The sequence below is a fragment of the Halanaerobium sp. genome, from assembly GCF_003070835.1.
In genome coordinates this window covers 1-22,347 of the sequence record NZ_QBLR01000040.1, presented here as the reverse complement: position 1 = coordinate 22,347, position 22,347 = coordinate 1, and the positions used below count along the sequence as shown (strand labels likewise).

20 protein-coding genes are annotated in these 22,347 nt (G+C 37.3%); all 20 read left to right on the top strand.

Features of this window, described 5'->3' with window-relative positions; genetic code table 11:
* The first annotated feature begins 277 nt into the window (after nt 1-277).
* Nucleotides 278-1,078, top strand: a complete 801-nt coding sequence (locus tag CI949_RS06535; protein ID WP_133531150.1) for a response regulator — start codon at nt 278-280, stop codon at nt 1,076-1,078.
* A gap of 89 nt (nt 1,079-1,167) precedes the next feature.
* Complete coding sequence (locus CI949_RS06530; RefSeq protein WP_108141095.1) at nt 1,168-1,848, top strand: FadR/GntR family transcriptional regulator; 681 nt, start codon at nt 1,168-1,170, stop codon at nt 1,846-1,848.
* Between the two features lie 99 nt (nt 1,849-1,947).
* The gene (gene manD, locus CI949_RS06525) at nt 1,948-3,138 is read left to right on the top strand and encodes a D-mannonate dehydratase ManD (protein ID WP_290764291.1); all 1,191 of its coding nucleotides are present in this window, start codon (nt 1,948-1,950) and stop codon (nt 3,136-3,138) included.
* A 163-nt stretch (nt 3,139-3,301) separates the two neighbouring features.
* Nucleotides 3,302-5,002, top strand: coding sequence for an ABC transporter substrate-binding protein (locus CI949_RS06520; RefSeq protein WP_290764288.1), 1,701 nt, complete (start codon nt 3,302-3,304; stop codon nt 5,000-5,002).
* Between the two features lie 233 nt (nt 5,003-5,235).
* On the top strand, nt 5,236-6,564 hold the full coding sequence (locus CI949_RS06515) for a cation:proton antiporter (RefSeq protein ID WP_258222469.1): 1,329 nt from the start codon (nt 5,236-5,238) through the stop codon (nt 6,562-6,564).
* Between the two features lie 2 nt (nt 6,565-6,566).
* The gene (locus tag CI949_RS06510; protein WP_108141100.1) at nt 6,567-7,817 is read left to right on the top strand and encodes a GntP family permease; all 1,251 of its coding nucleotides are present in this window, start codon (nt 6,567-6,569) and stop codon (nt 7,815-7,817) included.
* A 35-nt stretch (nt 7,818-7,852) separates the two neighbouring features.
* Entirely contained in the window at nt 7,853-8,608 is a 756-nt protein-coding gene (locus CI949_RS06505) for a sulfite exporter TauE/SafE family protein (RefSeq protein ID WP_108141102.1), read from the top strand.
* A 59-nt stretch (nt 8,609-8,667) separates the two neighbouring features.
* Nucleotides 8,668-9,108 (top strand): NUDIX domain-containing protein, encoded by a 441-nt coding sequence (locus tag CI949_RS06500; protein ID WP_108141104.1) that lies wholly within the window; start codon nt 8,668-8,670, stop codon nt 9,106-9,108.
* Nucleotides 9,109-9,157: 49 nt separating this feature from the next.
* Nucleotides 9,158-10,429, top strand: coding sequence for a DNA alkylation repair protein (locus CI949_RS06495; RefSeq protein ID WP_166637189.1), 1,272 nt, complete (start codon nt 9,158-9,160; stop codon nt 10,427-10,429).
* A 249-nt stretch (nt 10,430-10,678) separates the two neighbouring features.
* The gene (locus tag CI949_RS06490) at nt 10,679-11,566 is read left to right on the top strand and encodes an iron-siderophore ABC transporter substrate-binding protein (RefSeq protein WP_181248188.1); all 888 of its coding nucleotides are present in this window, start codon (nt 10,679-10,681) and stop codon (nt 11,564-11,566) included.
* Nucleotides 11,567-11,571: 5 nt separating this feature from the next.
* Entirely contained in the window at nt 11,572-12,588 is a 1,017-nt protein-coding gene (locus tag CI949_RS06485; RefSeq protein ID WP_108141110.1) for an iron ABC transporter permease, read from the top strand.
* On the top strand, nt 12,581-13,588 hold the full coding sequence (locus CI949_RS06480; protein ID WP_258222470.1) for an iron ABC transporter permease: 1,008 nt from the start codon (nt 12,581-12,583) through the stop codon (nt 13,586-13,588). The genes CI949_RS06485 and CI949_RS06480 overlap by 8 nt, the downstream gene beginning before the upstream one ends.
* Before the next feature lie 13 nt (nt 13,589-13,601).
* Nucleotides 13,602-14,402, top strand: a complete 801-nt coding sequence (locus CI949_RS06475; protein WP_108141114.1) for an ABC transporter ATP-binding protein — start codon at nt 13,602-13,604, stop codon at nt 14,400-14,402.
* A gap of 428 nt (nt 14,403-14,830) precedes the next feature.
* Nucleotides 14,831-15,625, top strand: a complete 795-nt coding sequence (locus CI949_RS06470) for an electron transfer flavoprotein subunit beta/FixA family protein (protein WP_108141116.1) — start codon at nt 14,831-14,833, stop codon at nt 15,623-15,625.
* Nucleotides 15,622-16,836, top strand: a complete 1,215-nt coding sequence (locus CI949_RS06465; RefSeq protein WP_108141118.1) for an electron transfer flavoprotein subunit alpha — start codon at nt 15,622-15,624, stop codon at nt 16,834-16,836. Before CI949_RS06470 ends, CI949_RS06465 begins: the two co-directional genes overlap by 4 nt.
* A 23-nt stretch (nt 16,837-16,859) precedes the next feature.
* A complete protein-coding gene (locus CI949_RS06460) occupies nt 16,860-18,251 on the top strand; it encodes an FAD-binding oxidoreductase (RefSeq protein ID WP_133531159.1) in 1,392 nt (463 codons plus the stop codon).
* Nucleotides 18,252-18,408: 157 nt separating this feature from the next.
* Complete coding sequence (locus CI949_RS06455; protein ID WP_133531160.1) at nt 18,409-19,062, top strand: GMC family oxidoreductase N-terminal domain-containing protein; 654 nt, start codon at nt 18,409-18,411, stop codon at nt 19,060-19,062.
* Between the two features lie 268 nt (nt 19,063-19,330).
* Nucleotides 19,331-20,185: a transcription antiterminator gene (locus CI949_RS06450; protein WP_108141124.1), complete on the top strand. Its 855-nt coding sequence runs from the start codon at nt 19,331-19,333 to the stop codon at nt 20,183-20,185.
* A gap of 305 nt (nt 20,186-20,490) precedes the next feature.
* The gene (nagE, locus tag CI949_RS06445; protein ID WP_108141126.1) at nt 20,491-21,918 is read left to right on the top strand and encodes an N-acetylglucosamine-specific PTS transporter subunit IIBC; all 1,428 of its coding nucleotides are present in this window, start codon (nt 20,491-20,493) and stop codon (nt 21,916-21,918) included.
* 40 nt (nt 21,919-21,958) lie between these two features.
* Nucleotides 21,959-22,228: an HPr family phosphocarrier protein gene (locus CI949_RS06440; protein ID WP_108141128.1), complete on the top strand. Its 270-nt coding sequence runs from the start codon at nt 21,959-21,961 to the stop codon at nt 22,226-22,228.
* Nucleotides 22,229-22,347 lie beyond the last annotated feature (119 nt).

Genomic DNA, 22,347 nt, shown 5'->3' with positions numbered 1-22,347 from the left:
GAACCCTGACACCTTTCGGCTTCACCGGATTTCAAGTCCGGCTCCTTAGCCAATTCGGACATCTCTCCACTTATGTCACGAATAATATTGTACTATAGAATAAGATTGCTGTCAAGAGATTTCCACAACTTTTTTGCTGAGAAGTTTTTAGCCAAAAGCAGGAAGTGATAAGATTTAGTTTTAAAAGGTATATATCTTCTTTTCTTGAATATAATTATAATAAGAGAAATTCGATAATAATTTTGATTAAAAGAAATAGAGAAAGGTCAGATATAATATGAAAAACATTTTAGTCATTGATGATACAACTCTGGTTCGTTATAGGATAACTTCTATCTTAAAAGCAGAAGGCTTTAATGTCTACCAGTCAGATAATGCTGCTTCTGTCAGGCAGAATACTTTTGCCAGTGATATTTCACTAAAAGATATTGATCTAATTTTACTTGATACTTATTTAAGTAGTGAAAATGGTTTTGACTTATTGAACTTTTTAAAGCAGCAGTATCCTGAAATTGATGTGATAGTTGTCAGTGGTGCTAATAGAGCCAGCGTGATAAAAAAAGCGGTCAGCCTGGGAGCAAAAGATTTTATAGCCAAACCATTTGATAAATCAACTCTCTTAAGAAAAGTAAACAATATTGATTCTGCTTTCGAAAATAAAGGGCTTTTTAAAAAAGAAGAATCTTATAAAACAACTTTAAGTATGGAGCTGAATAGATCTATGAGGTCAAAACTTTCTTTTTCAGTTGTTATACTTGATCTACCTCATAAAATTGATCAGAAATATTATATGGATATCAAAAACCTCATTACCTCCAGAATTAGAAATATTGACCAGATATTTTTTCTGGAAGATTTTAAATATCTTTTTATTTTACCTTTAACTGATCGTGAGGGAAGAGAAGTCTTTATCGATAAGATAACTAATATTTCCCTGGAAAACAAGCATTTATTAAAAGATAACTTTGAGGTTGAGGCAGTAACTTTTCCGGAGGAAATTGTAGAAGCAAGCAACTTAGATCCTGAGAATTACGGTAATTTCAAGGAGCAAATACTTCAGAAGCTGAAATTAAAATAATTATTTGACATTTTAAAAAATATAATCTATAATTAACCTATAACTTGTAGAACAACCTACAACCACTGATTTTTAAGCGGGGGATAAAAATGGATACCATTAAAAAAGTTAACTTGGTTGATGAAGTATATAAAAAGCTGAAAGAAAAAATAGTCAGTGGCGACTGGGAAGCTGGCCAGAAAATTCCGTCAGAGAATGAACTGTCGGAGAAGTATGGTGTCAGCAGAAATACAATTAGGAATGCAATTCAAAAACTAAAGGGTTTAAATTTAATTGAAACCCGTCAGGGGCAGGGAACTTTTTTAAAAAAAGATTTAAACAGCAGTATAATCAGCAATATTATTCCCGGAATGATTTTTAATGATAATGAAATACTTGATGTGCTTGAATTCAGGAGTGTAATCGAAAAAGAAAATGCCCGTCTGGCAGCAATCAGAGCTGATGAAGAGGACATTCAGGAAATCAAAAATGCTTTAGAGCAGATGAAAAAACATCAGGATGATTATCAGGAATATACTGTCTGGGATTATAAATTCCATTTAAATGTTGCCAGAGCAACTAAGAATAAAATTTTATACCAGGCGATGCTGAGATTGAAGGATATACTCTTTAAACATTTAGAAGAAATGAATAAAAATGGTAATTTTGAAAAAAGTATAGCCGGTCACAGAAAACTTTTTCAGGCAATAGAGGCCAGAGATCCACAGCTGGCAGTAGAGCTTTCTGAAGAAGATGACCGTGAAAGATTTAAAGAGCTCAAAAAGATATAAAATTTTTAATCTAACTTGTATTACAACCAACAACCGACAACCAATAAGTATTTTAGAACTAATTATTTTGTTTGACAAATTGAAAATGAAGGTGATCTGATGAAAATTACAAATTTAAAAGTTATTGTTACCTCTCCCGGGAGAAATTATGTAGTAGTAAAAATTGAAACGGACAGCGGTATCTATGGCTATGGAGATGCAACTCTCAATGGGAGGGAGCTTGCAGTAGCTGAAGCACTGGAAGAATATTTAGCCCCAATTTTAATTGGTAGGAATCCGGATAATATTGAAGATATCTGGAACTATATTTATAAGGGTACTTACTGGCGGGGAGGACCTGTTTTAATGACAGCTTTAGCCGGAATCGATATGGCCCTCTGGGATATTAAGGGTAAAAAAGCTGGCCTGCCGGTTTATTCTCTCCTGGGCGGTAAGAGCAGAGAAAAAGCTCTCTGCTACAGCCATGTTTCTGGAAACGATTTTGAGGAAGTTAAGGAAAAAGCGCTCAAGAAAATTGAAGCAGGCTATAAAGCTCTAAGAATTCAGGTTGCTATACCCGGACTTGACGGAACCTACGGTACTGTCGAAGATGATGCTCTGGAACTTCCCTTTGTTGAAAAATGGGATTCCAAACCTTATTTGAAAACAATTCCGGAACTCTTTAAATATATCAGAGCTGAAATAGGTGATGAAGTACATTTAATTCATGATTCTCACGAGCGCCTGACAGTGCCTGAGGCTATTAAACTGGCCAGAAAGTTAGAAAAATATGACCTTTTATTTTTAGAAGACTTGTTAAAACCTGAAAACAGGGAAGGTTTTAGACAGCTAAAAAGCCAGACTTCAACGCCGCTGGCAATGGGAGAACTTTTCAATACTAGATGGGAAGCTCTGCCGCTGATCAAAGATCAATTAATAGACTATATCCGCTGTGATCTGAGTCATATTGGTGGAATTACAGAGGCTAAAAAGATAGCAGCAATTGCCGAGACCTTTCATATTAAAACCGCCTGGCATGGACCAGCTGATATTTCTCCAGTTGCACATCTGGCAAATTTACACCTTGATTTTGCGATTGCAAACTTTGGTATTCAGGAATTTGCACAGTTCCCAAAAGAGGTAAAAGAGGTCTTTAAAGGTGGTCCAGAATTTGAAGACGGTTATCTTAAAATATCAGATAAGCCGGGGCTTGGCTGTGAGATAGACGAAGAAGCTGCAGCTGAATATCCGTATCAAAAAGCATATTTACCTGTTGCAGAAGCTCTGGACGGTAGTGTCCATGAGTGGTAAGTTAAGCTAAAGATTTTAATAATTATTAATCTAAATGCCGAATGGCAGCTGGATTTAGAAAGAATATATTTTTATTCGCTCTCAATTTGTATAAGCCTATAATCCCTTAAGAAAAACTGGAGTGAATTTTTAATCAAAAATAATTTAAAAGGGGTGTTTATTAATGAGTAAGAAGGGCAAATTTGTTTTAGTTTTATCTTTAATTTTATTTTTAAGTCTCAGTTTTTCAGTTATGGCACAGGAAGATTTAGGACTGGCAGATGCAGATCGCAGTGAGATTCTTGTTATCACAGGTGGACTGTGGGGACCTCCTTCAACCTGGAATATTTTACTGCCAAGTCAGGTTAGAGGTACTGGAGGATTTTTTTATGAAACTTTATTTTCCTATAATGCTGTAAAAAATGATTATACTCCCTGGCTTGCTGAAAGTGGGGAATGGGTTAATGAAAGTGAATATGTTGTTAACTTAAGAGAGAATGTCAACTGGACTGATGGTGAAGAATTCAATGCTGAAGATGTTGTTTTCACCTATCAGGTAGCAAAAGATAGTGAAATTTACTATTCACCAATCTGGAACTGGCTGGAAAGTGTAGAAGCAGAAGATAATTATACAGTTCGTTTTAGCTTTTTTGAGCCACACTATGCAGAATGGAATTCAGAATTATATGAGCGCTACATCATTCCTGAACATATCTGGAGTGAAATCCCTGCTGAAGAGTTAATCACCAGAACAATGAAAGATCCTGTTGGAACTGGTCCCTATACTCACAGTGATTCTGCTCAGGACAGAATGATCTGGAGAAGAGATGATAACTGGTGGGGTAATGATGTTTTTGGTCAGCCCAAACCTAAATTTGTAGTAGACCTTGTTAACCAGAGCAACAATATTACAATGGGAATGTTAATGAAAGGTGAGGTTGATTTTAGTAATAATTTCATCCCTGGAATTGAGAGAATTAAAGATCAGTTTGGTCTTATTACCTGGTTTGAAGATCAACCATATATGCTTTCCTGGAATACAGCAAATATGTATATGAATCTTGAGCGAGAGCCTTTTGACGATCTCGAGTTTCGCAGAGCGATGGGATATATGGTCAATAAGCAGACCATTGTTGATCGAGTATATGGTGGTCTTGTAAGAGCTGCTAATCCAACAGGTCTATTTGGTGAGAGCTGGCTGGACTATCTAGACGAAGATGTTGTAGAAGAATATGGATTTGAATATGACCCTGCTCAGGCAGAAAAAATATTAGATGAAGCTGGCTATGTTGATGCTGATGGAGATGGCTGGCGAGATATGCCGGATGGTTCACCTTTAGAACTGGAAATAATGGTGCCAAGCGGCTGGTCAGACTGGATGGAAGCAATCAGAATAGTTGCCAACAACGCTCAGGAAATTGGCCTAAACATTAATCCTAATTTCCCTGATTCTTCACTATTTCACCACAAACGCTACAATGGTGATTTTGATCTGATAATTGCTCATTTCCAGACAACACGCTCATCCTCACCATTTGATTACTGGAACGGAGTTGCCAACAGCAACATTTATGGTGAAGAGATTAATAATGGTAACTGGGGTGCCTATGATAACCCTGAATTATTTGAAAAAATAGATCAATTTAATATGACTAGAGATGAAGCTGAAAAACAAAAACTGGCTTCTGAAATTCAAAAGACACTGCTGCAGGATATGCCTACAGTACCACTCTGGCATAATGGAATGTGGGGTCAGGCAATGACCAATAACTGGACAAACTGGCCTACAGAAGATAATCCTTATGGTATTCCAGTTAGTGGAGGAGTAAGTGGATTCCAGATGGGAATGGTTCAGACTTTAATTGGAATCGAACCTGTAGAATAATAATCTAAATAATTGATAGATTCTCAACCCGGTAATAATCTTATTATCGGGTTATTTTTTTGGCTAAAAAGGCTGTTTTTATTCTTTTCATCTATAATTTTTAGTTAATTTTATTCAAAATTTAGTTAAATATCAAATAAGGTCTATTAATCAGGTGAAGATATATGCTATAATCATTACTGTAAATAATCGAATATCCAAATTAATTCCTTAATAAAAAAAAGGGGGCGATAATGATTAACAATTATGATGTACTGGGGAGTCTAAACAATTTACAGCAGTGGATGCTGCTTAACCATAAGAGCCATAAACTGATTTATTTAATTGGTCTTCTCTTTTTAGCGGCATTTATAATTAAAACTATAACCGATAAGTTCAGAATTCCCAGTGTAGTTGGTTATATACTTTTGGGAACATTATTCAGTGAGAGTGTAGTTAGGAGTTTATCTTTTTTACCCAGGGAATTTTTAGCCTGGCACAGTTACTTGCTTAATACCCTCAATTTTATCACTGTCCTGGCAGTATCTTTTATCTCATTTGGGATAGGAACTTCTTTGTACATAAAAATTTTAAAAAAATTGGAGTTTGAGCTAACTCTGATTGTTATTTTCGAATCAATTGGTGCTTTTGTGCTGGTGACTGGAATTATGCTCCTTTTGGGCAAAGATCTTTTTGTGGCTATTTTATTTGGTACAATCGCTACTGCTACAGCCCCAGCGGCAACGGTAATGGTATTAAAGGAATATGGTATTCCAGGAGAGTTTTCTGCAACCCTGATGGTTGTGCTGGCTTTAGATGAATTTTTGGCTCTGCTTATTTTCTCTTTTATGGAGCCCTTATCATATATACTTGCTTCACCCGAATTAGAATTAACATTAACTAATATGCTGTTTGAGCCCTTAGTTAGAGTTACTGCTGCAATTCTGCTCGGCTTTGTCTTAGGTTATATTTCTCAGTACTTAATGGTTAGATGTGATTCAGAGAGCCGAAAAATTTTATTAATTCTGGCAACGATCATTGGGACTTCTGCAGCAGCAGTGTTTTTACATATTTCACCACTATTTGCCAACTTAACAGTCGGTTTTGTTTACAGGAACATCCCAAAAAGAAGATTAAATGTTTCAGATAAGATTGATATTTTAACTGTTCCTTTATTTGCTACTTTCTTTATTCTGGCCGGCACCAAAATTGACATTAGTAATCTGTTTAATCCAGGCTTTTTAGTAATTGCGTTTGCCTATACATTAATGAGGATTATTGGTAAGGTTGGAGGTGCGCATTTTGGGGCGAAATTTTCATCTGCTCCCAAACATGTAGAGGATTATATTGGCTTTGGTCTGATTCCTCAGATTGGAATTACAATTGATTTAGCATTTATAATTCAAAAAGATTTTATCCATATCCCCGGTAATGTGGCTAATATTTCAATGCTGATCTTAAATGTGATATTATTTACTTCAATCTTTACTGAAATTTTTGGTTCTTTAGCAACAGAATATGCTTTAATTAGATCAGATGAAATGAAAACTAAAATTGGCTGGAGTTTTTTGGAGGGAGAATAATTTTGTTAAGTATCACAGTTGGCTTTATAATCTTAATAACACTAATTATTTTAAAAGTAAGTATCGTAGTTGCTGCTCCGCTTTCATCAGCAGTAATTTTATACTTAAATAATTTAAACATTTTAGAAATCCTGAATGCCCAGTATTTGCCCGGTTTTGCTTCTTTTGTTCAGGATTATCTATTCATTTTTCTGCTGAGTGCGGTCCTGGGCAAGATAATGGAAGACTCAGATGATGCAACTGCAATTGGAGAATTTGTGCTTGATGTACTTTCACACCGCTATGCAGCTGTAGGTATCTTTTTTGCCAGTGTACTGCTTTCAATTGGTGGAATTTCAGCTTTTGTCTTAATTTTTACCATCTATCCAATTGCAAAAAAAGTTTTTGAAGAAGCCGGTCTGCCCAAATCACTGATCATCGCTTCTATTGCCGGGGGGAATGTAATAGTTGGCCTTTCTCTGCCGGGCAGTCCCCAGGTACATAATTTAATCATGATGGATTATTTAAATACTTCCGCCCTTGCCGGATTTGGCCTGGGACTGGCGGGGATTTCGGCTGGTTCAGCGGCTGCAATTGCTTACTTGAGATACAGGAGCAGGTCAATGTTAGCTGAAAGTAGTAATTTAAATGACAGTATTTTAAAAAAGCCGGATTTAACTAAACTTTTTAATTTTTTAACAGCGATGCTGCCGCTTTTAGTTGTCTTTATTGTGCTGGCAGTATTTTCAAAACCGCCTGTAGTTGCTTTACTGCTGGGGGTTGTACTTTCAATCATAAAAAATATTAGAAAGATTGATCTCTTAGAAATTTTAAATGACAGCATCTCCAATGCAGTCTTACCACTGATGTTTGCTGCTTCGGCGATGGGCTTCGGGCAGGTAATTTCATCCCTGCCGGTTTTTAAAGATTTTCTGCAGACCCTCTTAAATCTGCCTTTAAATCCCTATCTGCTGACCGGAATTATCACAAATATTGCTGCTGGTCTTTTAGGTAGTGCATCCGGGGGAATGCTTTTAACTTTAAGTACAGTTGGCGAAAACATTGTCCAGATGGTGGATCCAGAAAAATTGCACCGACTTATAATTATTGCCTCAACTGGCCTGGATACTCTGCCCCATAACAGTGCCTATCTGGCGATGCTGGCTTATACAGGTCTTAAATTTAAGGAAACATATTTTGATTATTTTATGGTAACGGTTTTGGCAACTCTGCTTTCTTTTGCAGTTGCTTTAATCTATGCACTGAGTTTTTAGGATAGAGGAAATCAAGCTGGAAGGGAGAGATTCAATTGCCGCTGACTAAAATTTTACTTATTCTGGCTGCCGGAATCTCAGCTGGATTTATCAATACAATGGCCGGAGGAGGTTCTTTGATTACTCTACCTATCTTAATTTTTTTAGGTCTGCCAGCCGCTGTAGCTAATGGGAGCAATCGGGTAGCCTTACTGGTTGAAAATATCACAGCTGTTATTAATTTTAGAGATAAAGGCTATTTTGATTATCAATTTGGCCTGATTCTTGCCTTACCGGCTGTAATTGGCTCTTTAATCGGAGCCCGGATAGCAGTTTCAATTTCTGAGCAGTTTTTTAATCAGCTTCTGGCAGTAATTATGCTGCTTATGTTAGTTTTTATACTCTGGAATCCGCTAAAAAATCTAAAGCTTAATCAGAAAGAACTAAGCAGCAGCCGAAAAATAACTGCAGGTTTTGTGTTTTTTTTGATTGGAATTTATGGAGGTTTTATTCAGGCTGGAGTAGGGATTATAATCATCGCAGCCCTTTCACTTTTAACAGGTTTTTCCCTGGTCAAAATTAACAGCCTTAAGGTATTTGTGGTTGCAATCTATATTTTTTCTTCACTCAGTATCTTTATTTTTAACGGTAAGGTTGACTGGATAACAGCTCTGATTTTAGCGCTCGGAAATGGCACCGGAAGTTATCTGGCCAGTACTTTAGCGGTAGATAAAGGAGAAAAACTGGTTAAAGCTGTTTTAACAGCTGCTGTTTCTCTTATGGCTCTATATTTATTTTACATAAGTTTCTAATCATTAGAAATATAAAGTTTTTAAACTATATAATAACTAAAACCAGAGGAGTGAGCAAAATGAAATATCCGGAAGCCACAGTAGGTGCTGTTATTTTGAATCCAGAAAACAGAGTTCTGATCTGCAAATCAAATAAATGGCAGCAAAAATATGTAATCCCCGGCGGTCATATTGAAGCAGGAGAGAAAATGGAAGAGGCCTTAGTGAGAGAGGTTAAAGAAGAAACAGGGCTTGAAATTTATGATATTGAACTGCTTGGAATCACAGAAAGTATTTATTCTGAGTCTTTTCAAAATCAGAAACATTTCCTTTTTGTTGATTTTATCTGTCGCAGTGATTCTACAAAAGTTGAGTTAAATCATGAGGCCCAGTCCTATCAATGGATTGAGCTCAGCGAAATTGAAGCTTATGACCTGGAAGAATTCACTGCCAGCTTATTAAAAGAGCTGCGGCGGGGAAAGGATTCTAACTACAGACAGGATATATTATACGGTTTATAATCTAAAACAGTAAAATAATAATAGACTAGAAAAGAACGGAATGATTTTAATGAATAAAATTGAAATAAAAAATAAGATAAAAAAATCAATTGAGATGCCTGAGCGGAAGGCTGAGACAAGAGAACTTTTTCTATTTTTTGGCCTTCCAGGCAGCGGTAAATCAACACTGGCGGAAGAGCTTTATCAGCGAAACAAAAAAGAAAGTATCTATCTGGCAGCTGATCAGATAGCTTTAGAATATAATCTGGACCAATCAGATAACTATCACTGGACCTTTGAAATTTTTAATGAGCTAATTGAATACTATCTTAAATCCGGTTATTCAGTCATCGCTGATGCCAATCTTGATAAATATGAGATTCGAAAAGAATATTATCAGCTGGCTGAAAACTGTGGCGCAGAGTTAAAGCTCTTTTATCTAAAGACAAACCTGGCTGAAATTAAAAAAAGACAGCAGCAGCGAAATCAGCTTGCAGAGGCTGAACTGCGCTCGGCAGGCTTGTACAGCCACAATCAGGAAGAAATAAAAAACTATCTAGAGGAGCTTGAGCTACCTCGTGAATCAGAAAAAGTTTATCTAATTGACGGGAATTTTGATTTTGCAGAGCAGCTTGACTGCTGGCAAGAGGTAGAAGAGGAAGCTTTATTTGATTATTTGGACGCTGTCCGCAGCAGTCTGGCTCAAAATTCTAACCCGGAAAAAGCAGAGGGAATGGAAGGCTACATGCGGGATCAGTTTCCTTTCTACGGTCTGCAGGCAGCTGAGAGGCGAAAAACTTTAAGAAAATATATGAGGCAGGATCAGCGGCCTAAATTAAGGCAGCTAAAAACTGCAGTCAAAAAGCTCTGGCAGCTGCCGGAAAGAGAATTTCAGTATTTTGCTCAGGAGCTGATTCTAAAGTATAAGAAAGATTATAGCAAAGATATGATAGATCTCTTTGAATACATGCTGACCAATAAATCCTGGTGGGATACTGTGGATCAGATAGCAAAAAAATCTGTGGGAGAATATTTTCAGCTTTTTCCTGAAGAAAGAGATCCCAAGCTTATGAAATGGCTGGAAAGCGGCAATATCTGGCTGCAGCGGACCGCTTTACTGTTTCAGCTGGGCTATAAGGAAGAAACAGATGCTCAGCTTTTATTTGACCTGATTGAAAAGTTAAGAGATATCGATGAATTTTTTATTCAAAAGGCAATTGGCTGGGCTTTACGAGAATATTCTAAACTGGAACCGCTGGCAGTGGTTAAATTTTCAAATACTCATCAGCTCTCAGCGCTAGCAGAAAGAGAAGCCTTAAAAGTTGTTAAAAGAAATAAATAGTCTTAAAAGCAGTCACCTTGAGAATATTGGCATTAAAAAGCCATTGATTTAATTCCAAAAGGTGATTTTTTATTTTTTAATCTTGACAAAACAAATGGGTTTAGTTATAATTAATAACGATTGAGCTTGATAATCAGTCTCAATTAATAATTTTTATTAGTGATAAATATTGGATTCATAAAATCACTAAGTAAATCTAAAGGAGGATTTATTTTGTTAAATAAAAAGAATTACATAGCTGTTCTGGTAATGGCTTTGGTGTTAATTTTAAGTATTTCGGTGATGGCAGAAACAAGGGTTGTTGAGCATGCAATGGGAAAAACTGAAATTGAGGGCACTCCCCAAAGAGTTGTAACCCTTTATCAGGGTGCCAGTGATGCTGCTCATGCCCTTGACATACCCCTGGTTGGTATTGTAGAATCCTGGGTAGAAAAACCTGTCTATAAATATCTGCGGGATGACCTGAGTGATGTTAAACAGGTTGGACTGGAAACTCAGCCCAATCTTGAAGAAATCAGTAAATTAAATCCTGATTTAATTATTGCTTCTAAGATGAGGCACGAGGATATTTACAACCTGCTTTCCCAGATTGCTCCAACAGTAATGGAAGAAAATGTGTTCCGCTATCGGGAAACTGTTAAATTAATGGGTAAAGCTGCAGGTAGAGAAGAAAAAGCAGCAGAAGTTTTAAATAACTGGGATCAGCGAGCTGCAGATTTCAGAGAAAAAATCGAAGCTAAAATGGGTGAGAAGTGGCCGATTGAGGTTGCTGTTTTAAACTTTAGAGCAGACCATGCCCGTATTTATTACAGTGGTTATGCTGGAAGAATTCTAAATGAACTTGGTTTTGAGAGACCTGAAGACCATAAAAAAGATACCTGGGGAGTTAAATTAACTTCTAAAGAGAGTATCCCGGAGATGAATGCAGAAGCCTTCTTCATCTTTATGTCAGATGATCAGGCAGTAGAAAACACCTATCAGGAATGGACTGAACACCCACTCTGGCAGAATCTGGATGCTGTTCAAAATGAGCAGGTATTTAGAGTTGATCAGGTTGCCTGGAATATGGCCGGCGGAATTGAATCAGCTCATATTATGTTAGATCAATTATATGAACACTTTGAACTGGAAGAATAAATTTAATGACTTACATTTTGCGTAATCAAAAGGCAAAAATGAATATGCTGCTGTTTTTAACTTTTTTGTTAATCACAGCAGCAGTTTTTAGTCTGGCTGTTGGTCAGCACTTTGTTTCCTTAACCAGTGTTTACAGGGCAATATTTAGTTTTGACCAGCAGTCAACAAGACATCTAATAATCCGCTCAACCAGATTGAGCAGAACTGTGATTGCTCTAGCAGCAGGCGGGAGTCTTGCTGTTGCCGGGGCTTTAATGCAGGCGCTGACCGGTAATCCACTTGCTGCTCCCGGAATTTTTGGGCTCAACTCAGGTGCAGTTTTCCTGCTGGTAATTGCAGCTACTTTTTTTGGAGTAACTTCGATGGAGCTCAGTATCTGGCTTGCTTTTTTTGGCTCAATGCTGGCCGGGTTGCTGGTTTATTTTATTGCTTCTCTGGGTAGAAGTGGACTTTCCTCTCTAAAAATGATTCTGGCTGGAGCTGCAGTGACTGCTCTTTTCCATTCCTTTACTCAGGGTCTTTTGGTAATTAACCAGGAGAGTTTAGAAAGTGTTCTTTTCTGGCTTTCTGGTTCAACTGCCGGTAGAGATTTGGGAATGATTATGCCGCTGCTTCCATTTATTTTAGGAGCGATAATTCTGGCTTTAATTTTGGCCAAAGATATTAATATTTTACTAATTGGAGAAGAGATGGCAGCAGGCCTGGGTCAAAAAACTATAATCATTAAACTTTTACTAGGTCTGAGCATTGTTATTCTGGCTGGCAGCTCAGTGGCTGCAGCAGGCGCAATATCTTTTATTGGTTTAGTAGTTCCTCATATCAGCCGCTTTTTTGTCGGGAATAACTACCACTGGCTGATAATTTATTCTTTTATTATTGGGGCAGTCCTGCTTTTAATTGCAGATATTGCAGCCAGGATTATCATTATGCCTCAGGAAGTACCGATTGGAGTTATGACAGCTTTTATGGGAGCACCATTTTTTGTTTACATTGTCAGGCGGGGGTTTAAAGTTAATGCTTAAAAATTTGAAAATTTCGCGGGAGCTTATCTTAATTTTTGGACTCATTCTGCTGGCAGGATTAATTTTTATTCTTTCTTTATCCTTCGGCAGCAGCTATATCTCACCAGTGACTGTGATCAGTCACTTTTTGGGACTGGAAGCTGGGTCTTATAATTTTACAATTAATATTTTACGCTTACCCCGTACACTTATGGCTTTTTTAGTTGGGGCAGCTCTCTCAGTTTCAGGACTTATTCTGCAGGCAAATATTAAAAATCCCCTGGCTTCTCCGGATATAATTGGAATCACAGGTGGGGCTTCTGCTGGAGCAATCACCTACTTAAGTTTTTTTAGTGCTGATTATGGGATTGGCGGTCTGCCTTTTGCTGCCATCCTGGGAGCAGCGGTGGTTTCCGCTTTGATCTATTTTCTGGCCTGGCAGAAGGGTGTCAGTTCAATCAGGCTGGTTTTGATTGGAATTGGGATTGCAGCAGCTGTCGATGCTCTGGTAACAATGATTATTGTCTTCAGTCCAATCAGTACCACAGTTCAGTCCTATGTCTGGTTGACCGGGAGTATTTATGGTACAAACTGGGAGGATCTTTTTCAATTTCTGCCCTGGGTTATAATTTTTATTCCACTGGCTTTTGCTTTTTACAAAAGTTTAAATCTCCTGGCCTTAGGTGATAAGGTAGCTGCAGCTTTGGGTTTAAATATCCAGCTCAACCGCTTTCTCTTAATGACAATCAGTGTAGCTCTGGCCGGATCTGCTGTAGCCTATGCCGGAGGAGTTGCTTTTATTGGACTGATTGCACCTCATATTGCCCGAAAAATGGGAGGAAAATCTTATTCAATCTTAATTATCTATTCAGTTTTAAGTGGTGGAATGATTTTTATGGCAGCAGATTTGCTTGCCAGAACGGCCTTTTTACCACTTGACTTACCGGCAGGAGTCTTTGTTTCCGGAATCGGAGCTCCATTTTTTATTTATTTACTTTACAGAAATCGCAACCAATTTTAAAGGAGGTAGAACTTTGAGTATTTTAGAAACTAAAAATTTATCACTGGCCTATGACAAAGATAAAATAATTGATAACCTTGACTTAAAGATACCAGAAGGCGAAATTACTATTTTTATTGGTGGTAATGGTTCTGGCAAATCAACCCTGCTTAATTCTATGGCCCGGCTTTTAAAACCTGTGGAGGGGTCAGTAGAACTGAAGGGAGAAGATATTAATCAGCTTTCAACCAAAGAAGTGGCAAAAAAGCTTGCCTTTTTACCTCAAAGCTCTACTATTCCAGAGGGGATTACCGTCCGCAAACTGGTTGAACAGGGAAGATATCCCTATCAAAAATGGTATCAGGCCTCAAGCAGTGAGGATCAAAAGATAGTTGAAAAGGTTTTAAAAGACACAGGTCTTTTAGAACTTGCTGACCGAGATTTAAGTTCACTCTCTGGTGGACAGCGGCAGCGGGCCTGGCTGGCAATGGTCCTGGCTCAGGATACAGAAATAATTTTACTCGATGAACCAACTACTTACCTTGATCTCTCCCATCAGGTTGATCTGCTTGACTTACTCTATGAATTAAACAAGAAAGATCAGCGGACAATTATTATGGTCCTGCATGATTTAAACTTAGCCTGCCGCTATGCTGATCATATAGTGGCTGTTAAAGATAAAGGAGTTTTTGCCCAGGGTAAACCGGAAGAAGTTATTGATGAAGAAGTGATTAAAGAAGTTTTTGATTTAAACTGTCAGATTGTTTCTGATCCTGTATTTGGAACCCCTCTCTGTATTCCAACAGGCAAAAATAAATTAAGTCAGGTTGTTTAAACTTGTAAAGAGGCTGGATGAAAATTCAGTCTCTTTGCCATTTATATTCTTTTTAAGATAAAGAGAAGAAATATCTCAACTTTATTTGAGAAATAAATAACTTGCAAATTCCTTTGACAAGCCTGATAGAATGCTATATGATAAGAATATAATTAAATATTCAAATTTTTTTAAAATTAATGGTCAGACCATCAGTCCTAAAATACATAAAGCAAAAATATTTATTTTTTCGCAAAATTGGTCAGACCATCGGTCCGATAGTTCTATTTTAAAATATTGGATAAAGGGGGTTCAAATTAAAAATAATTTTATTGGGGCAGATTTAAATTTTATATTTAGATGACAGTGGGGATTGTTATCTAAAATATTTTTTAGCATTTGGGCTTAAATTTTTAATAACGGGTATATAATTTAAAGGGGTGTAATAATTGGAAATATTAGTTTGTGTTAAACAGGTTCCAGAAACCAAAAATGTGGAAGTAGATGAAAACGGAAATCTAATTCGTGATGGTGTTGATTCAATAATGAATCCTTATGACATGTATGCACTGGAAACTGCACTGAGGTTGAAAGCTGAACACGGAGGAACAGTTACCGCAATTACCATGGGGCCTCCTCAGGCAAAAGAAGTTATTAGAGAGGCTTATATGATGGGGGCAGATAAGGGTTTTATTTTATCTGATATTAAATTTGCTGGAGCAGATGTTCTGGCGACAAGTTATACCTTGAGCAAGGGACTTGAGGTTATCGGTCTCAAAAATGGCTATGATTTAATTATTTGCGGTATGGAGAGCACGGACGGAGATACCGCTCAAGTTGGTCCAGCTATTGCTGAAACTCTTAAGATTCCCCATGTAGCCTATGTCAGTTCAATTAAAGGCTCTACTGAGGAAAAAATTATGGTGGAAAAGGATATGGGAGAGACTATTGAAGTGGTAGAATTTAGCTACCCTGGTTTGATTACTGTTACCAAACATGTAAATCAGCCCCGCCTTCCTTCTTATAGACTTAAACTAGAAACAGCTGACAGAGAAATAGAAACACTTACCTTTGCTGATCTACTTGATGATGATGAAAATAATTTTGGACTAAAGGGTTCTCCAACTCAGGTAGAAGAAGTTTTCCCTCCAGATGATAATATTGAACAGGTAATCTGGGATGGAAGTGGAGAAGAACTGTCTGACAAATTATTTAATGAATTAAAGGAGTTGAAGCTTGTATGAGTAACTACAGCATAGATTATGTAAATTGTTCTCTTTGTAAAGTATGTATTGAAGCCTGTCCTTTTGATGCTATAGATATAGTAGACGGTAAAATTGAGATGAATTCAGCCTGTAAGGCCTGCGGAATTTGTGTTAAAAGCTGTCCTGAAGGTTTAATTCAGCCGGTTGAGGACAAAAGAAAAGCTGTTGATAAGAGCCTCTACAGTGATGTTTTAGTTTTTGCAGAACAGTTAGAAGGTAAAATTCACCCGGTTACCTATGAGTTGATGGGTAAAGGGAGGGAATTGGCTGATAAAATTAATCAGGAACTGCATGTTATTTTACTCGGCCATGATTTAACTGATCAGACTGAAGAAATCCTGGCACACGGGGCAGATAAAGTTTATGTTTATAATCAGGAACCTCTGCATCATTTTGATGTTGAAGCCTATGCCAGGGCCTTTGAAGACTGTGTAGAGAGAACAAAGCCAACAATAATCCTGATTGGAGCAACTTCAATCGGTAGATCTCTGGCACCAAGAATCTCAACCAGATTTAAAACAGGATTGACTGCAGACTGTACAATTTTAGATGTTAGAGAGAATACAGATTTAGTCCAGACCAGACCTGCCTTTGGTGGTAATATTATGGCCAGGATTTTAACTACCAGAACCAGACCCCAGATGGCAACTGTGCGCTATAAGGTTATGGAACCTGCTGAAAGAATAGAGAATCCGACCGGAGAAGTTATTAACTTTAGTGTTGACGAAAAAGAATTAGAAACCAGATCCAACTTCGTCAGCATCACTAAAAAACCTGAAGTTGATAGTATCGAAGAAGCAGATAAAATTATTGCTGTTGGCCGGGGAGTAAGGGAAGAAAAAGATTTAGAGATGATCAGAGAACTTGCTGATTTAATAGGAGCTAAGATTGGAACCACCCGTCCTTTAATTGAAAAGGGCTGGACCGAACACCAGCAGCAGATTGGCTTAAGCGGAAGATCAGTTCGACCGGAATTATTAATCACCTTAGGAGTTTCAGGTTCGGTACAGTTTGTGGCTGGCATGAAGAGCTCAGAACATATTTTTGCAGTAAATACTGATCCAGAAGCAAGTATCTTTAATGTAGCTCATTATGGTATGGTGGGCGATTTATATGAGATTGTACCAAAATTAATTGAGAAGATAAAAAATGGTGAGCAGGTTTTTGAGAAAACAGCAGCAGTTGTTTAGTACTACTTATAGGGGGTAAATTGATGAATTTTAATAAAATAACAGAGGCAGATATCGAATCCTTAATCGAAATTTTAGATAGTGATCGAGTAACTTTAAAGGAAGATATTAGTGAAGATTATTCTCATGATGAACTGGCAGAGCTTAGAGTATATCCTGAGCTAATTGTAGAGCCTGAAAATACAGAAGAAGTAGCTCAAATTATGAAATTTGCCAGTAATAGAAATATACCTGTAACTCCTCGTGGAAGCGGAACCGGGCTTTGTGGGGGAGCAGTTGCCATGGAGGGTGGTATCCTTTTATTAACAACTTCCATGGATGAAATCATTGAAATTGATGAAGAAAACTTAACTGCCAGTGTCCAGCCGGGAGTTATCTTAATGAACTTTGCTGAGAAAGTAAATGATTTAGGTTTTATGTATCCACCTGATCCGGGAGAAAAAAGTGCTACCTTAGATGGTAATGTGCTCACCAATGCCGGGGGAATGAGGGCGGTTAAATATGGTGTTACCAGAGATTATGTGCTGGGAATGGAAATTGTGCTGCCAAACGGAGAAATTATTAATACCGGTGGTAAGGTTGTTAAAAACAGTTCCGGTTACAGTATTCAGGATTTGATGATCGGTTCAGAAGGAACCCTTGGTATTGTAACAGAAATCACCTTAAAATTAGTGCCAATGCCTAAAAAAGCATTAACCTTATTGATTCCTTTTGACAGCCTGGAAGAGGCGATTGGAACTGTACCGGAAATCATAAATGCGAAGATAGTGCCCACAGGCATTGAATTTATGGAAAAGGAAGTCCTGCTTGCTGCAACTGATTATCTGGGTAAAGAGTTTCCAGATACATCTGCTCCAGCCTACCTTTTACTTAAATTTGACGGTAATGATAAAAAGGAAATAGAAAAACAGTACGAAGTAGCAGCTGATGTCTGTCTGGCAAATAATGCTTATGATGTCTATATTGCCAACACTGATGAGCGGCAGGATGTGATCTGGGATACCAGAGGTGCCCTGCTTGAAGCTTTAAAAGCAGTTAGTGAATTAGATGAATGTGATGTAGTAGTGCCGAGAAATAGAGTCGCTGACTTTGTTAACTTTACTCACAGGCTGGAGGATAAACATAATTTAAGAATCCGCGGTTTTGGTCATGCTGGTGATGGAAATTTACATCTCTATACTTTAAAAGACGACCTAGATGATCAAACCTGGCAGCAGCGAAACAAAGCGGTTATGGACGAGCTTTATGCTAAATCAAGAGAGATGAAGGGTAAGGTATCAGGAGAGCACGGAATTGCAATTGCTAAAAAAGAGTATTTACATGAAGATATTGGACCCATGCAGCTGGAGCTGATGCGGGGAATTAAAAATACTTTTGATCCTCAAAACATCTTAAACCCTGGTAAAACTGTCTAAAAAATTGTAACTCAAAATTAAATTGTTTCCTGGATACTTAAGCCTCCTCTTAGATGTAAAAAATCATCTTAAGAGGAGGTTTCATATTATTAAGCCATTCAAAATCATTTTGTTTTTAGAGGCGGATGGCTGATTATATTCATATTAAACAATCTGGTTGAAAAGAATAAGAAGTTTAATTGGTAATTACCTTTCTAATCGTGATATTTTGAGTTTCTATGACTGTAATAAATATACACGAACTCCTAAGAAATCAAAAGAAGGAGTAATAATTTACAGGACTTTTATGGGTGGGGGATCAACAGTTGTCGCCACTGGGAATATAGTTAGATGTTATGAAAAAGAGTTTAAGGAAATGGGGATTGATCTCAGTCAGGAATTTAAAGAGGCTGAAAATGAAATTCCAATAAGACTTTCAACCAAAGAAATTCAAGCCTCAGGTTCCAGAGCAATTTATGAGGCAGCATTAAGCCTGGGTTATCAGATGGAAGCTATGCCGAAAGCAATTGATCAACAAAAATGCATAAAATGTGGACTCTGTATTAATGGCTGTAAACAGGGAGCCAAGTGGACTGCAAAAAATTATTTAAATCAGGCTGTCAAGCAGGGAGCGGTAGTTAGATATGATAGTAGAGTAGAAGAGGTTCTTATCGATCAGGGGCAGGCTTATGGAGTTAGAGGTGTTAATGCTGAGGATGAGTTTGAATACGAAGCAGATAAGGTTATTCTAGCAGCCGGCGGCCTGGGTACTCCAGTTATACTGCAAAATTCTAAAATAAACAATACTGATGTTGGCAAAAAAGCTGGCTAAAGATGCAGCCTAAATTCGAATTAGATCTTTTTTTCGGCTCATTAACTAAAAAATTGAATAAAATGCTTGAAAAGCAGGATAAATAGTGTTACAATTAAAAAAACTCAATCGAGGAAAAGAGAGTGTTACTGTTAAATCAGGCATAATCTAGGAGAAGATATAAGTTCCTTAACTAATTTGTATTAGCTAAGAGGGAGGACTTTATATTTTTTTCTAGATTTTTCTTTTTGTTTAATAAAATGAGGCTTTTACTTTCAGGGGGAATCAGATGTCTGTTAGAGAAAAGTATAAAGTGAAAAAGGTATTTAATAATAATGTGATTCTAGCAGAAAAAGGTGCTGAAAAGCAGGAACTGATTCTGATTGCAACTGGTATTGGTTTTGCATCCAGCAAAGGTGATATTTTTACAAAAGATGATTATCAAATCAAGCAGGAGTTTGTACCTCTCGCCGGGGAAAAGAGGAGTAATTATTTTCAGCTGCTGGAAGAGGTAGACAGTAAGATCATTCAGGCAACTGAAGAGATTATCAATATGGTTAATGAGGAGCTTGATGAAGATATAAATCAGTATATCAGGATTGGCCTGACTGATCATATCGCTTTCACCTTAAAAAGAATTAAAGAGGGGCTGGAGATTATAAATCCATTTTTGATGGAAACCAGGACCCTTTATAAAAAAGAATTTCAGCTGGCCAGGAAGGCAGTAAAGATATTGGAAAATAATTTTGAGATTTCCATACCAGAAGGCGAGATTGGTTTTATAGCATTTCACATTCATGGAGCAATTAATAACAGTGAGGTTTCTAAAACAGTTAAGAATACTTCAATTATCAAACAGTTGGTTGCAAAGGTGGAAGAAGAACTTGGTCAGGAACTTGAATATGACAGTTTAAATTATGCCAGGCTGGTTAACCATCTCCGTTTTGCTTTAGAGAGGATCGAAAGTAGAGAAAATAATACTAATCCACTTTTAGAGAATATCAAAAAGGACTTTAAAGAAAGTTATCAGCTAGCAGGGAAACTGGCAGAAATTATTGAATCCAGATTTGATTACCAGGTTCCCGAAGATGAGAAGGGTTATCTGGCACTGCACCTGCACAGACTGAATAGGGATTTTAATTAATTTTGATTTAGCAATTTAATTTAAAGATAAAATTACATTTAAAAATAGAATGCAAAAACTAAATATTCACTGAGGCATGTTACTGTTTAATCAGGCAAGAGCCGAAGAGAAACTATTATTCCTAATTCCAGGGGAGTAGTAGATTCTCTTCGGCTTTTCTATTGCTTTTAGAATTTATGAAAATAAAATTACAGTTTAAACTGTAATTATTATATAGATCCAGGAAAGAAATTTTCTCTGCAGTTATTTTATTTATGAGTAAGTTTTAGTAAAGATTTTTAACAAAAAACAGGAGGTTTTAAAAAATGAAAAAGATTTTTTCTAGTTTGCAGAAAATAGGTAAGTCTCTGATGTTACCGATAGCAGTACTTCCAGCAGCAGCACTGCTGCTCAGACTTGGTGCCGGGGATGTTTTCGATATTCCCTTTGTCATGGCAGCTGGTTCTGCAATCTTTGATAATCTGGCTTTATTGTTTGGTATCGGAGTTGCAGTTGGAATTGCTAAAGATAGTTCCGGGGCAGCCGGACTGGCAGGAGCAGTCAGTTACTTTGTAATCACCAATGCAACTCAGGCAATTAATTCTGATATAAATATGGGCGTTCTGGCTGGAATTATTGGTGGTTTACTTGCAGGATTTTTATATAACCGCTACCATGATATTGAACTACCTGACTTTTTAGGATTTTTTGGCGGTAAGCGTTTTGTCCCAATTATTACTGGTGCAGCAAGTGTTCTGCTGGCAGGTATTTTTGGCTATATCTGGCCTCCAATTCAGAATGTCATTCAGCTTACCGGTGAGTGGATTATTAATGCCGGTCCAATTGGAGTCTTTGTTTATGGCGTCTTAAACAGATTATTAATTCCAGTTGGCCTGCACCATGTACTTAACAGTTTTATCTGGTTTGTCTTTGGTGAGTTTACAACTGCAGCGGGAGAAGTTGTAACTGGAGATCTATCTCGTTTCTTTGCTGGAGATCCCTCGGCTGGATTTTTCATGTCTGGATTTTTCCCAATGATGATGTTTGGACTGCCGGCAGCTGCTTTAGCTATGTATCATGCAGCTAAACCGAAAAACAAAAAAGCAGTCTCCGGTATCTTTTTAAGTGTTGGACTTACAGCCTTTTTAACTGGTATTACTGAACCAATTGAGTTTGCCTTCATGTTCTTAGCTCCGGTATTATATGCTATTCACGCACTTTTAACAGGTTTTTCAATGGTTGTAACCTATGTTTTAGGGATCCAGCATGGTTTTGGCTTTTCTGCCGGTGCGATTGACTATTTCTTAAATTATGGACTGGCCACAAAACCATTTTTAATTATTCCAATTGGGATTGCATTTTTTGCAGTCTATTATTTCTTATTCCGTTTTGCGATTCAGAAGTTTAACATTCCAACACCAGGGAGAGAGGAAGCTGCAGCAGGCGGTAATCAGATGAGTGTAATGCCTGAGAGTCAGCAGAAAAGCAGTTCAGATAATTCAGTACAGACTGGTAGTACAAAAGCCAGACAGTATATCGAAGCCCTGGGTGGTGCTGATAATTTAAAAAGTGTTGATGCCTGTATTACAAGATTAAGGCTGGAAGTTAGAGATTCTGGCAAATTAGATGAAGCTAAATTAAAGAAGTTGGGAGCTTCCGGTGTTTTAAAAGCAAATAAGAATAATGCTCAGGTGGTTGTTGGAACCAAAGCAGAATTAATTGCTGAAGAAATAAAAAAAGAATTAAACAACTAAAAAAATAATTAATATAAGCTTATAAGGAGAGGATTTTAAAATGACAGCAGAAAAGACTTTGACAATTAACAATGAGACAGGTTTACATGCCAGACCGGCTTCACAGCTGGTTAAGAAGGCAGGAAATTTTAAGTCACAGATTGAAATTATCGTTGGAGAAAAAGAAGTCAATGCAAAAAGTATTATGGGAATTATGAGTTTAGGTCTTGGCAAAGGTGATGAGATCACCTTGAAGGCTGAAGGGGAAGATGCAGATGCTGCAGTTGAAGGCCTAACAGAATTTATCGAGGTTGAATTACTGGAACATTAAAAATAACTAGCTAAAATAATAGGTTGTATAATTAATGTTGTGAAGAAAAAACTGTAAATCTAAAAATATCTAAATAAAAAAGGCATTTGCCTGGCTCCGTTGAATTAAATAGTTACAAC

What these genes read in the sequence shown, in the direction of transcription:
- CI949_RS06480 (WP_258222470.1), top strand. Translation starts at nt 12,581, where the DNA reads ATGCTTAAAAATTTGAAAATTTCGCGGGAGCTTATCTTAATTTTTGGA.
- CI949_RS06530 (WP_108141095.1), top strand. Translation starts at nt 1,168, where the DNA reads ATGGATACCATTAAAAAAGTTAACTTGGTTGATGAAGTATATAAAAAG.
- CI949_RS06520 (WP_290764288.1), top strand. Translation starts at nt 3,302, where the DNA reads ATGAGTAAGAAGGGCAAATTTGTTTTAGTTTTATCTTTAATTTTATTT.
- CI949_RS06495 (WP_166637189.1), top strand. Translation starts at nt 9,158, where the DNA reads ATGAATAAAATTGAAATAAAAAATAAGATAAAAAAATCAATTGAGATG.
- CI949_RS06460 (WP_133531159.1), top strand. Translation starts at nt 16,860, where the DNA reads ATGAATTTTAATAAAATAACAGAGGCAGATATCGAATCCTTAATCGAA.
- CI949_RS06440 (WP_108141128.1), top strand. Translation starts at nt 21,959, where the DNA reads ATGACAGCAGAAAAGACTTTGACAATTAACAATGAGACAGGTTTACAT.
- manD (WP_290764291.1), top strand. Translation starts at nt 1,948, where the DNA reads ATGAAAATTACAAATTTAAAAGTTATTGTTACCTCTCCCGGGAGAAAT.
- CI949_RS06450 (WP_108141124.1), top strand. Translation starts at nt 19,331, where the DNA reads ATGTCTGTTAGAGAAAAGTATAAAGTGAAAAAGGTATTTAATAATAAT.
- CI949_RS06485 (WP_108141110.1), top strand. Translation starts at nt 11,572, where the DNA reads ATGACTTACATTTTGCGTAATCAAAAGGCAAAAATGAATATGCTGCTG.
- CI949_RS06490 (WP_181248188.1), top strand. Translation starts at nt 10,679, where the DNA reads ATGGCTTTGGTGTTAATTTTAAGTATTTCGGTGATGGCAGAAACAAGG.
- CI949_RS06535 (WP_133531150.1), top strand. Translation starts at nt 278, where the DNA reads ATGAAAAACATTTTAGTCATTGATGATACAACTCTGGTTCGTTATAGG.
- CI949_RS06515 (WP_258222469.1), top strand. Translation starts at nt 5,236, where the DNA reads ATGATTAACAATTATGATGTACTGGGGAGTCTAAACAATTTACAGCAG.
- CI949_RS06465 (WP_108141118.1), top strand. Translation starts at nt 15,622, where the DNA reads ATGAGTAACTACAGCATAGATTATGTAAATTGTTCTCTTTGTAAAGTA.
- CI949_RS06500 (WP_108141104.1), top strand. Translation starts at nt 8,668, where the DNA reads ATGAAATATCCGGAAGCCACAGTAGGTGCTGTTATTTTGAATCCAGAA.
- nagE (WP_108141126.1), top strand. Translation starts at nt 20,491, where the DNA reads ATGAAAAAGATTTTTTCTAGTTTGCAGAAAATAGGTAAGTCTCTGATG.